Origin of the sequence: Geobacillus sp. B4113_201601, from assembly GCF_001587475.1 — a bacterium.
Lineage (GTDB): Bacteria > Bacillota > Bacilli > Bacillales > Anoxybacillaceae > Geobacillus > Geobacillus icigianus.
Genome location: NZ_LQYX01000092.1, coordinates 23,548 through 36,008 on the forward strand (window position 1 = coordinate 23,548; position 12,461 = coordinate 36,008).

Genomic DNA, 12,461 nt, shown 5'->3' on the forward strand with positions numbered 1-12,461 from the left:
GGGGAACTATGACGAAAAGCATGTATAAACTGTATGTTGACGAATTATACCACAGCGATAATCTCAGGGGAACTATGACCTAGATTTAGAACATCGTGAACTCGCTGGCATTATACCACAGCGATAATCTCAGGGGAACTATGACTCGCGCACCGTTTGGGTGATCTTGATTATGATTATACCACAGCGATAATCTCAGGGGAACTATGACGACAGTTATGTTAAAAAACATCATGACGTAATTATACCACAGCGATAATCTCAGGGGAACTATGACCGATAAAGGATTGCTACTCCGGGAATACGATTATACCACAGCGATAATCTCAGGGGAACTATGACCGCGATCGACTTGCGACCATTTGTCTTTTATTATACCACAGCGATAATCTCAGGGGAACTATGACTTGATATTGATCGGCCAATCTCTCGGATTAATTATACCACAGCGATAATCTCAGGGGAACTATGACGCTTATTTAAGTTTATTATTTCCATTCCGAATTATACCACAGCGATAATCTCAGGGGAACTATGACATTTACTACGGTTCCCCGAAGCGTCCGAATATTATACCACAGCGATAATCTCAGGGGAACTATGACCCTTACCACTTCCGCGATTACGTCACAGGCATTATACCACAGCGATAATCTCAGGGGAACTATGACGTCAGTACCAATATGAAAACGGAAAATCCGATTATACCACAGCGATAATCTCAGGCCCGAGTTCGACAGTTTTGAGGCCATTTTAGGCAAATGAAAATGGCCAAAATGCTTTGATATCAAGGAGTTTACGATGTGGCCCCTAGAAAAAAACGCCGAATTCCATAGGCACACGACTTGCCTATTTTAACTTTTAAAAGAGCTGAATATCGGTTATAATATAGACATGTACATACGACAAGTTACACGCAAAAAGAAAGATGGAATCACCGTAGCTTAACTCCATCATGAATCGTGGCCGAACGTAAGAGACGAATGCGAACGTCTCATGCTTGGACATTTTTCTTCAAAAAACGGCGACCTTGGTCAACGACCGAACGGACGGCCAAACAAGTGCAACTCTTTGCGGCTCTAGGGCTGGAGCCTCCTCCGAAGATTCTAGGCATCCATCCTTGCACCTAGATACACGCCCAACGTATGCCCCAATGCCTCTCGTCCATTTGGTATCAAGGGATGAGAGGCATTTTGTTTGCCTAGTCACTGTCGAACTCGGGTCAGGGGAACTATGACCTGATTTCAGTATATCCGCTTTTGAACTCGATTATACCACAGCGATAATCTCAGGGGAACTATGACAAGAGCGGAGTTTATCGCCTCTACCCAGACATAAAAATCACGACTCACTGGTGCGATTTTCACAGAACAAAAAGGCGGTGGATGACCGCCTTCTTCTTTATTCTCATACTCATTCAACAGAAAACACTAGGAGGTTGGTGAAAAACGCTTGTGTCTCTTGAGCAATGGGGGAACGTTTGAAAGGCGCTCCTGATGCGACAAGGCTTATCTATTTGAGAAACCGGTTTGACAAGCGGATTGCCCCCTTAAATCACCGGCCTTCTAAGGTGAGATCGATCACCCCTTTTCTTCTTACTCGCTCAACAAGCTTCGAACCTCTTCTTCAGAAAGATCGACCAACCGGGCAATCTCGGAGGCCGTCATTCCTTTTTGTGCCATTGTCTGAATAAGCCGCTTCATTCCCTGTTTCATGCCTTGTTCCATTCCTTGCTTCATCCCTTGCTCAAGGCCGCGTTTTACCCCTTCTTCCAGCCCTTCTTTTTTCCCTTTTTGCTCGTAGGAGATGATCAGCTCCAACACTTTCTCTCGTTCTTTCGTTTCCATCGCCTTCACCTCGCTTTGCAGCTGTTGTTCCTCTTCCTCTGTCAACTTCACGTACGTCTCAAAAAACCCAAGCAGCAGCCGCTGCCTCGCCTCATCGAGCTCCAACCGCACCAACATGCGCAAAAACTCTTTTTTCAGCTCCACCTTCTCTCTTTCAGTATACCCCATTTGACTGAGCAGCGCAGCCGCAACCGGGTTGTCCTGCCGAATGTACTCCCGCCACTGCTTCTTCCGCAACGCCACCGAAAAAAAGCGAAACTGCAGCACTTCCCCAAACGGAAATTCCATCGAAAACACAGACGGTTCCTCGCGGAGGGAATCATAGTGGAAGACGGCGATCGGAACGATGCGGGTCCGGTAGGTTTCATACAAGCGGCTGAAATAGAGGAACATGCGCTCGGCAAACGACGGCTGGACATACCCTTGCGTTTCCACGTGCACGATGATCAGCCCGTCTTCGCCTTTCAGCTTCGTCTCGACCAGCAAATCAACGCGGTACTTTTCACCGGCCGTCACATCGGTAAACAGCTCTTCGGATAAAAAGGACAGATGATGGAAATCGATATGCTCGTGCATGTCGGGGAAAAAGAGGAGCAGGAACTCTTCGAAAAACGTGCGGATCAGCTCTTTGAACAGCCGATCATGGTCAATCGCCATTCCATCACCTCACCTTGATGGTCTCTCTTTTTCTATTCGCCGTCCTCAAGGCGGCATCCTGCTCACAGTGAGAAATTCGTCATAGGTACGATAAAAACAGACTTTGTTTTGATTTTCGGTGCATCTGGTACAGGTTTCAATCCCTCATAGGTACGATACCTCATAGGTACGATAAAAACGGCCGGGCGAGGACGAAACGAAACATAAAACAGTAGTTTCAATCCCTCATAGGTACGATAAAAACGTGTTAGGCCGCTATTCACTCTTAATGCCTTTGGTGAGTTTCAATCCCTCATAGGTACGATAAAAACGCCTGCATTTTGATTTCCGTAGTCAGCTAAACGAAGTTTCAATCCCTCATAGGTACGATAAAAACCGATTACAGAAGGAAGCGTCGTTTGCAGGTGGAGAGTTTCAATCCCTCATAGGTACGATAAAAACGCACCTGCCGCGGTCTATCAGTCCAACCAATTGTTGGTTTCAATCCCTCATAGGTACGATAAAAACGGCGAAAAGATTGTTGATGCTCGTGAGTTGCACGGGTTTCAATCCCTCATAGGTACGATAAAAACGTTGAAAAAAGCGCTCAGAAAATGAGCGTTTTTATTTTGTTTCAATCCCTCATAGGTACGATAAAAACTCAATCAGACATTAGAGGGGATTAAACAGTTTTTTAGGTTTCAATCCCTCATAGGTACGATAAAAACGATGAAATTCAACGAACCCTCGAACGACGTAGAGGAGTTTCAATCCCTCATAGGTACGATAAAAACGAAAATTCCTGACGGACAACGCATTAACACTGGTCGTTTCAATCCCTCATAGGTACGATAAAAACGGCGTAATAATGCTATTTTTACACTTTCTCTTGCTTGTTTCAATCCCTCATAGGTACGATAAAAACTAAAGAAGACAAAATGAAATTGTACGCAAAAATGTAGTTTCAATCCCTCATAGGTACGATAAAAACGCGATTGATGTTTCAATTGGGTTTTTTAGCGTAAATTGTTTCAATCCCTCATAGGTACGATAAAAACCGTAAATAGCACATTTGGTTGCAAATTCTGGCTCTTCTTTGTTTCAATCCCTCATAGGTACGATAAAAACCTAAGGATTGGAAAGCACGGTTGAAGTATGCGGTATAGTTTCAATCCCTCATAGGTACGATAAAAACGTAATAGAGTCGCGTTTCAATTGATAGTAGATGTAGTTTCAATCCCTCATAGGTACGATAAAAACTCCTTGTGCGGCGCGTCAGGCGCTCGTCCTTCTGTTGTTTCAATCCCTCATAGGTACGATAAAAACGGGTGCTTATTTTATTTGGAGGGGAAACAAATGAGACCGGGGTTTCAATCCCTCATAGGTACGATAAAAACCTATCCGTCGGAAATGATTTAGGGATTGAAGGCCGAGGTTTCAATCCCTCATAGGTACGATAAAAACGACCACCTCCGTAGACCGCGATATGACCCATACGAGTTTCAATCCCTCATAGGTACGATAAAAACGCGCTCCCACCAATCGCAAACAGGCCAGCGCGATTTATGTTTCAATCCCTCATAGGTACGATAAAAACGAGGCCGGGCGAGGACGAAAAGAAACGGAAAAAAGGAAGTTTCAATCCCTCATAGGTACGATAAAAACACGCGCAACAAATGGTGGAACAAGAAAGACGCATGAAGGTTTCAATCCCTCATAGGTACGATAAAAACGGTTCTTAACCACCAGTACCAAGGTTGACTTGCATTGTTTCAATCCCTCATAGGTACGATAAAAACGGTTTTAAAACATCAGACAGCATTCATCGGGTGGTAGTTTCAATCCCTCATAGGTACGATAAAAACCCAAAAAGTGTTGTCATATCAACCTTTTCCCTTCAGCGTCATCATCAGAATATCACGTTTCGAAGATTCTGTCAATCAAGTTCAACCATGATGGCTGTAGGGATCAAGCGATCAAAACCAATGTCGTCGACCCCCTGGGGTTTTTGCACGATTGGAGGTCGACGACAATTAGAATGGCTCACTCGCTGATTAACCGAAACATGCCGAATCCTTGAGAATTGCGGCTGCCTAGGCCAACGTGGTATAGAAACGTCAGTTGTTCGGGAGAAGAGGAAAGACGATAATGGCCTAACCAGCCCGTAATATACATATCTTTGAATCTTGTCACCACTCGATGACGGTGATGGACATGGACAGGCTCGATCATCAATCGCTCTTCTGGCTCGACGCCATAGTACGCTTCGTATTTATGGCGGAAATTCAGCTCCACGAGGTGGGGAAAGACGTCGTCATCCGGTCCGAAAAAATGCGTTTTCTTTTTGCCATCGATCGTTTCATACGTGCTGTATACGGTCAGCGGGGAGAGCATGGCCACCTCGATGGTGTTTTGGGCAATTTCCACCTTGTCCATCTTCACGCTTTTGACCTCGACCGGCTGATCGTAAAGCCAAACCTCCCGCCGCAGCAACAACTGCTGCCCGAGCTGCTCGGTCAAACCCGGGAGGATCGTGTCGATATGCCATTGGAAATCGTCCAAAAATCGGATCGTTTTCTTTCCCCTATCCACTTCATGCCTTCCAACTAGACGGCTAAATGTAAACAGTTTAAACGATCGCTTCCCATGGCGGAAGCCGATCTCATGCAAAAACGTCGCCAATCGTTCGCTTTCTAGCGACCGATACAACAGGCCTTGCAGCAAATGCTGATAATGAAGCGGCAGCGACACCGGGCCCTGCCGCCCGTTCATCGTAATGGTCAGTCTCATGTGAATACCCTGCCTTCTGATAAATACCGTTTCTTTAATTATAGGAGGAACTCATCCTCGCCGACACGAGCGCTTTCGTGTCGGCTGTAAGAGCCGTTTCTTCATAGGAGGAACTCATCCCCAACCGAGTCAACGAGGCGCAACTTCAAGCGGACGAGTTCCTTCTTCATTGTCATAAGATGAACTCATCCCCGCCCTTTTTCACCCCCATTTCTTCTCTTTTCGAGTACTTTTGGGTGCGAAACGTGTAAAAAATGACCGAGTCCTCATCAGGATCCATCATTTGGCGCAGTTCCATCTTTAACTTTTCGTAATTCGCCGTTGTGATTTCCCCTTCAAACACCGAGTTTTGTACCCAATGAAGATATTTGCGAGCAATTTTCAGCGCTTTGGCCACACGCTTTTCGTTAAAATCGTACACGAGAATCACAAACATAGTGCTTCCACCTACCAACGAGCTACATAAGGCTCGTACGTTTTTTCACCGAGAAGATGCTTTTGAACTTTATATAACTCAAGGCGAATGAGACGACGATACGATACAGACTTCCCGAGATGACGATGTTGAACCGTCGTCTGCATTTTTTTCTCCAATTCACTGACAAATAACTTTCTTCCTTCTTCATTTAACAAAATGCCATCGGTTAATTTCTCAAAATGCTTATGCGACAACATATGTCGATTCACTAAGGTGAAAATCAAGCGATCGACAATGATCGGTTTAAAAATTTCCGCAATATCCAAATTCAATGAAAAGCGGCGAAAGTTCGTGCTATGCAAAAAGCCAATGCGCGGATCTAAATACGTTTTATAAATTTCACTCAAACACATCGTGTACACAATCGAGTTCCCAAAGCTAATCAGTGCGTTCAAACGATTATGCGGCGGCCGTTTGGTCCGCTTTTCAAACACAAAATCTGGATGGCGGATGATGGTATCGAACGAAGCATAATACGCTTCACGAATATGGCCTTCTGCCGCCATTAACTGCTCCACCGTTTCCGCCTGATTCAACCTCCCTTCTTCCCGTTCGATCAATTGCAGCGCTTTTTCCAATTCCTCCGGTTCAGAAAGGCGGGAACGGTAATACTTGAGCACCCGCTCCATTTGGCGGATGGAGCCTTGCACAAATAGACGGGCGAGCTCCAATCGTTTGGCTGGATCAATGTAATGCTCGACTTGCTTTACTATGACATGTCCGGAATTCAAATGTTCGCGCGGATAAAAGGAGCCGACATAATAGCCATAATGATTAAAGTAATGAACGATGATCTCTTTTTGCGCCGCAAACTCCAAAAACCGTTTCGATACGTCCACTTCCCCGAAAATATAAATATCATTCGTATTTTCCACCGGTATATAACGTTTACGTCCTTCTGTTTCGAAATACAGACTATTGTCTTTGCGACGCAGCTCACCATTTTGGAAAATATAAAGCGTCTTTTTCATTTCTATTCCTCCGCCCAACAATATTCACGATAGGCGCATTTGCCGCAAAATGATATCTTTTTCGGCGGCGGCGGGACAGGCATTCGAACGATGCGGCGGATGTCGGCAATGGCACGTTCTAACTCATGCCGCCCTTCCTCGGTCCATTCAACACGTTCTTTTTTTCGCTCCTTTGGAAACAACAGTTCCCCTTTCGCGTGGATCCCCGCCTGTCTCAACGTATCTAAATAGTATAACAGCTGCATTCGAGCGCTTTTTATATAGCTTGATGACTTCTTCACTTCTCCTATAATCAACTGGCCGTCTTCTTGACGGATGCGATCAATGACAACGGAACCTATCGATATTTCTTTCTTGTCCCTCTGGTAAGTTGTTTCAGAAAGAAATCTCCCAATTTCTATCGCTTCATCTTCCTGGTCTGGAGCAATCTGATGCTTCATCAGCCAAACTTCACGCGGACAAATGTAATAGTACCAAATGTCCGTTCCCGTCACAGGCATTTCATATTCCATCGATCTCACCTACCAAATGAGCCCTTCACTTTTCGTCCGGTACCCGAGCGCCTCATCGTAAAAATCTGGAAGCGAATCGTGTCCCACATACCCGATCCCATGGACAATCGGCGGCTGGTGATCTACCCGTGCTGGAATCGCAATGACATATTGAAAAAAGCGGGTTTTAATATCAGAAAATCTCTTCCTCCGCTCCCACCGATCGCTGATTCGCAAAATGGTCTCATATTCACGAAACACTTCGCTCGCTTCCTCATCCAGCTCAATAAAGACATTGAATTTTTCCCCTTCTCCTTCAATCAGGCGAAAGTGCGACACAGGAAGGCGGTCAACGGTTTCTTCCCCATCAAAGTACAGCGTCATCATCCCTTTTAACAGCCGTTCGGACTCGTTATTGCTCATTCGTGCAGTCAGCGTTTCGAAATAGGCTGTAATCAACTGTAAAAATTCGCTTTCCTCTATTTTCGCTTTTCCTTTTAACAAAGTCTGTGTAATGTCTAAGCGGATCGCATCATAAATATAGCTCGCGTATAATCGCTTTTTGTTGTCTGTTAAGCGAACAATGTGCACCTCCCCTCCCCGCTGTCCATGGCGGTTGCACCTTCCAGCTGCCTGCTGGATGGAATCCAAGGGGGCAAAGTCTCGGTAGACCACATCAAAATCAATATCAACCCCCGCCTCGATCAACTGCGTACTAACGACAATCCGATACTCCCCGTTTTTCGCCGCCATGATCCGCCGCAGGCGTTCTTTTGGCGGAATATGCGTGGACAAAAACGTCATGTCCCCCTCATCTACGCCTTCGTCTAGAAAGGCACGGTATAAAGCTTTAGCGCTCTCAATCGTATTCAAAATGAATAAGTACGTTTTTTCCCCATCCCACTCGATTTGCCGAGCAAACTCCTCGATCTCTAGCGGTTCGTCGATGTCTGGATGCAAGGTCACCCGGGAAAGCAGTTGAAAATAGGCCGATTCATTGACAAGGGAAACCGCTTCTGGAAACCATTTTGGATCCGTTGCCGAGCTAAAGATAAAATAACAGCCGAGTTCTTCCGCCATCGCGGCAAACAAGCGGCGAACAGCCAACCAATAACGATGAGGAACGGCCTGCACCTCATCGATGAGAATAATGGAATTAGCCAACCGATGAAATTTGCGCAGTGAAGCATTGCGGTGAGAAAAAATCGTTTCGAACAATTGCACAAAGGTAGTCACAATCAATTCCGAATGCCAACCTTCCACCAGCAGTTTCGCCGCCTCATAATCAGCGTCGTACCGCTCCTCATCTTGCCTTGTGACATAACGCATATCAGCCAGATGATGATGCGCAAGCCAAAGCTGGTGATCCTCCTGTATTCCGCTCGCGGCAAAAACGTCTTTTAGAACACTTGCCGTCTGGTCAATGATGCTGAGAAAAGGAAGACTGTAAATGATTCGGGGCGTCACCCGTTGACGGCGTTCGATTTCGTGGCGAAGACGCAAGGCAAAGTGGAGACCGGCTAACGTTTTTCCCATTCCGGTTGGCAAGTTCAACGAATACACATGATGACGCAAATCGATCGGCGCCTGATCCACTTCTTGAAACGCCCGCTCTCTCCATTCATTCAACGTCGTTTTCGGCCACGATTGTTGCTGCTTATAGCGCAGAATCAAGTCGGCCGGAATGTCCTTGCGTCCGGAAAACGACCATGACTGCTTTTGCAAAATTCCAACTTCTGACTTATCTGCATCAATGAGCAGAGAGAAGAGAAACAATAGTTGCAAATATGGCACAAGCGAATCATTGCTTCGATTCCATTTCATGATCCAGCGGCGCAACGAGCGAGCTTCGGCAAAAAATCGTTCAATCCACGCTAACCACACTTCTTTCGTCCAAATCGCTTCTTGTCCAACACCCAAACAGGCCATCTGTTTGGATAGTGCGGAAAAGTCTGTTGCTTCAGCTTGACGCTTCAACAACGTCTTGGCCTCGTCCCCCATCCGCTTCAGTTCTTCCAGCCAATCGTCTAAATTCCCATGATGCCGCTTCACGACAAGAAACGCCAACAATCGCCAAAACTCATCCATCCCCTTTTCTTGTAAAAAAACCGCTAATAGGACAGCCGACAAAAGCGCATGGCTTTTTAATGCAGGCGGATCTTGAAAGGAATCCGGTGATTGGATGTATCGCTGAAAGAAGGCATGACTTTTGCCGATATCATGAAAAAACGCAATCCACCGATTCACTTCCGCCAACTGTCCGGACTCGGCGAGACGGACGGACTTTTCAGACAAAAAGAGGGAGGAAAGCTGTTCCACCCCTCGCAAATGATCCGACAAAAAATAATGGGGATGAGAATACATCCTACTCTCCCTTTCCATTCGAATAGAAAAAGACAATCCGTTCTCCTTGCGCATTCTCCCAATAATAAGGGACCGAAGCGAGGAGCGGACGCGCCCCCGCCTCGAAAATCACTTCTTCATACCGAGAAACTACCCGGGCCGGATCCATCTCCCAAGCCACTCGTTCCTTGCGATACTCTTTTCCCGGCTCTACTTTCAGCGCTTGTATGTCTCTTCCTGGGATGACCGAACAAATAGGCACAGGCTCTTTGTCGATCGCTTCAACCCGATGAAAATCGTCTACAGCGACAAACTGTACATCCGCTAAACATTCACTCAATCCTAGACACGGCGTATAGACGCTTTTGTGCTGCCGAACGAAATCAACAAGCTGCGAAAATCGCTCGTGATCGTTCATATATACGTAGCAACGGAAACGAGGAAAACGCAAAAACTCCACGCGAATTTGCGTTCGTGCTCCTTCCCGCCGTTGCTTCGGAACCCATATATTTCCTTTTGTATTGACATAGTTGATGCCGACTCTTGTTTTTCGTACAGGTTCCATCAGGCGTACAGCCACATTCGTCGTCTCATGGTTAAACACCCGCAAATAGTCATTATCCTCTTTTCCCACTCCAACGATGGCGCCAAGCAAACCAAAAAGAGCCGTTGGGGGAATAAACGAGTACGTCAGCGGCGAGGAAGTCGAATACATTTGGCGAAAATGGCCAAAATCGGCTCGAACATCAAATACAAGCACATTCATCGCACTCATTCCCTGTTACCGAATATCGACAGTGATTCCTTCTTTGCGCAAGCGCTCAGCCAGATTCTCGCTGCACGCAAGCCTTCCGTCTTGACGCAGCTCGATGTTGGCGATGTGTTCTTTCTGTTGAACCAAGACTTCAACCAATCGCGACACATCAAGCACATAATCGCTGACATCCCGAATTTCCTCTTCCGCTTTTTCGGTGTGAAGAGAAATATACTTATCCAACTCTCCGATATGGAAGTACGGCTCTTGATAGACGACGCGAAGAAGCAACCGCGGAACATGTCCAACTTTCGAACGCGAAATTAAGTTTTTCGTACCTTCCCATATCGCTTCCATCAGCAGCTCCACATCTTCTTCCGTTAATCCTGTGAAGCGCGCCGCCGCCTCATTGATAATCCCGTAAAAAGCAATGAGGGAATAAGGCAACACATATTCCTCCCGGAACGTCTTTTGTGTCATTTGCCCACCTGAGGCAAACGCTCCGGTTCCTTTGATATACTCCATCTTCACCCGATGCAGTGATTGCCCCATTTTAAATTGGACAGGTCCTGTATGGGTAATTGAGCTTTTTTCCTTTTGGTTTTTTTCGATCGGCAATGTCACGCCAAACAACCGCACATCAATGCATTGACGCAGCACTTCATCGTTGATGATTTTTTTCATTTCGCGTAAGGTGAGTTTCGATTTATCTAGTTTCTCGCCGTCTTTCACTAAAAAGTCTTCCGCCCGGGCCTTCGCATCTTGAATATACTCATCGTCTTGCGCAATTTCGCGGACAAAAATTTCTTGTTGACGATAGTCATATAAATAATCCCGAATCGTCCGTTTCAGCCGAACATCGGTGACAATATTCTTCCCCGTTTCCTCATCGATGCGCGGCTTGTTCCCGTCAACCGGATCGCCATTCGGGTTTGCCCATTGCACATCATACAAAAAGAGCAGCTCGGAACGTTGCTTGACCATATTATTTCTCCTCCTTGTTCGCTACGATTTCTTTGACCTTCCACGATAAGTTCATCCCGCAGGCGAAATAAAAATTCAATTCATCGACAGATAATTTCCAGCTTGGGGAAGAGGATAGGAATAAATGGGAAATTTCTTCCGCCAACTGTCGATGGCTCGCATAGTAAGACTCGTATTCTTCGAGTTTTCCGATGACCTTCGGAAGCAGCCCTTTGATCGCCTTCTCGTCCATCTTCAACCCCATTAATTGCTTGACAAATGGCTTGCTTCCTCGTTTTTGTTGCTGGATGTCAAGCAACATTTGCGTCAATGCCCCCAACAGGAAAACAGCTTGTTTTTCCGGAGACTCCAGCTGTCCCCCGTACGCATCAAACAACTGCGCAAATTTCCCTTGCACCGCTTTCTCTCCTTTCCTGACTAGCACGCCCGCCTGTTCTAAAAAAAGCACAACCGCAAGCGCTTGACGTGTTTTGTTGACAAACGACCAATCGCCAGCTTCATAATCATAAAAATCAGCCCGAAGCTGCTCCATAAAAAAGGGAGCGAAAAACGAGATCGAAAGGGGCTTCTTTTGGAATACATACTCCACCACTTGCAAAAAGTACTTATCATAGACACCCGGCCGAAAAAAGGTGCGAAGAAAGCCAAAGTGAAAAGGATGGTCCCCTTCTCTATACAAAAGAGACTCCGTCGCTTTCTTCGCTTGAAACAATTCACTAATTCGCGACGGCAACACATCTTCAATCAATAACAAAATCCGCTCGGCACTTTGAATCTTCTGCAAGAACAACAGCTGAAGCGACAGGGAATTATCATAGTCTTGCATGAGCCCAAGCAAGTCTTCCTCCGTCGTCATAAAGGAATCTGCCTGCTCTTGATGAACGCGAATGTCTTTCTTTCCGTCTGTCAAATATTGAAGCAATTCATCCAATACATCCTTGCCAGCCGGGATAAGCAATGTCGGAATGACGAAATAAGAAAAACCGTAAAAGCGATAGTGCAAATGGGACTCCACAAACTTTCTTCCTTCTTCAATATGAGCTTTGCAAGATAAACAGACAGGGTAATTTCGCCACGCTTTGGCCTCGTCAAACCCTCCCTCTAGAAATGTTGATTTATCAAGGCTTTTCGGCCCCTCAGGGGTGTCCAAAAAATATTTTTCGACAA

9 protein-coding genes, 1 pseudogene and 2 CRISPR repeat arrays (1 of these 12 running past the window's edge) are annotated in these 12,461 nt (G+C 46.0%); of the genes and pseudogenes, 1 reads left to right on the forward strand and 9 read right to left on the reverse strand.

The genetic code is table 11. The annotated features are described in order from the left end of the window. Window positions 1–737: a CRISPR direct-repeat array (repeat unit 36 nt; unit sequence ATTATACCACAGCGATAATCTCAGGGGAACTATGAC) (it extends 23 nt beyond the left edge of the window). Between the two features lie 217 nt (window positions 738–954). Next, a pseudogene (locus tag B4113_RS21245) lies at window positions 955–1,130 on the forward strand (transposase); the annotation flags it as partial. Between the two features lie 465 nt (window positions 1,131–1,595). Here B4113_RS21245 and B4113_RS13010 read toward each other — a convergent pair. The 9 genes from B4113_RS13010 to B4113_RS13050 all read right to left on the reverse strand — a co-directional run bounded on the left by B4113_RS13010 (window position 1,596) and on the right by B4113_RS13050 (window position 12,444). Beyond that, window positions 1,596–2,504: an Rpn family recombination-promoting nuclease/putative transposase gene (locus B4113_RS13010; RefSeq protein WP_061912551.1), complete on the reverse strand. Its 909-nt coding sequence runs from the start codon at window positions 2,502–2,504 to the stop codon at window positions 1,596–1,598. A 68-nt stretch (window positions 2,505–2,572) separates the two neighbouring features. Continuing rightward, window positions 2,573–4,348: a CRISPR direct-repeat array (repeat unit 30 nt; unit sequence GTTTCAATCCCTCATAGGTACGATAAAAAC). Between the two features lie 178 nt (window positions 4,349–4,526). Next, window positions 4,527–5,273: a CRISPR-associated endoribonuclease Cas6 gene (gene cas6, locus B4113_RS13015; RefSeq protein WP_033022485.1), complete on the reverse strand. Its 747-nt coding sequence runs from the start codon at window positions 5,271–5,273 to the stop codon at window positions 4,527–4,529. A gap of 172 nt (window positions 5,274–5,445) precedes the next feature. Then, entirely contained in the window at window positions 5,446–5,709 is a 264-nt protein-coding gene (cas2, locus tag B4113_RS13020; RefSeq protein WP_033022484.1) for a CRISPR-associated endonuclease Cas2, read from the reverse strand. 11 nt (window positions 5,710–5,720) lie between these two features. Further along, window positions 5,721–6,722, reverse strand: a complete 1,002-nt coding sequence (gene cas1b, locus B4113_RS13025; RefSeq protein ID WP_033842535.1) for a type I-B CRISPR-associated endonuclease Cas1b — start codon at window positions 6,720–6,722, stop codon at window positions 5,721–5,723. A gap of 2 nt (window positions 6,723–6,724) precedes the next feature. Further along, a complete protein-coding gene (gene cas4, locus B4113_RS13030; RefSeq protein ID WP_033842536.1) occupies window positions 6,725–7,234 on the reverse strand; it encodes a CRISPR-associated protein Cas4 in 510 nt (169 codons plus the stop codon). 9 nt (window positions 7,235–7,243) lie between these two features. Then, window positions 7,244–9,577, reverse strand: coding sequence for a CRISPR-associated helicase/endonuclease Cas3 (locus tag B4113_RS13035; protein WP_061912552.1), 2,334 nt, complete (start codon window positions 9,575–9,577; stop codon window positions 7,244–7,246). A 1-nt stretch (window position 9,578) separates the two neighbouring features. Then, on the reverse strand, window positions 9,579–10,322 hold the full coding sequence (gene cas5b / locus B4113_RS13040; RefSeq protein ID WP_061912553.1) for a type I-B CRISPR-associated protein Cas5b: 744 nt from the start codon (window positions 10,320–10,322) through the stop codon (window positions 9,579–9,581). A 15-nt stretch (window positions 10,323–10,337) separates the two neighbouring features. Then, entirely contained in the window at window positions 10,338–11,294 is a 957-nt protein-coding gene (gene cas7b, locus B4113_RS13045) for a type I-B CRISPR-associated protein Cas7/Csh2 (RefSeq protein WP_061912554.1), read from the reverse strand. Window position 11,295: 1 nt separating this feature from the next. Then, window positions 11,296–12,444 carry a TIGR02556 family CRISPR-associated protein gene (locus B4113_RS13050; protein ID WP_235598007.1) on the reverse strand — a complete coding sequence of 383 codons (1,149 nt, stop codon included), beginning with the start codon at window positions 12,442–12,444 and terminating at the stop codon, window positions 11,296–11,298. Window positions 12,445–12,461: the final 17 nt, after the last annotated feature.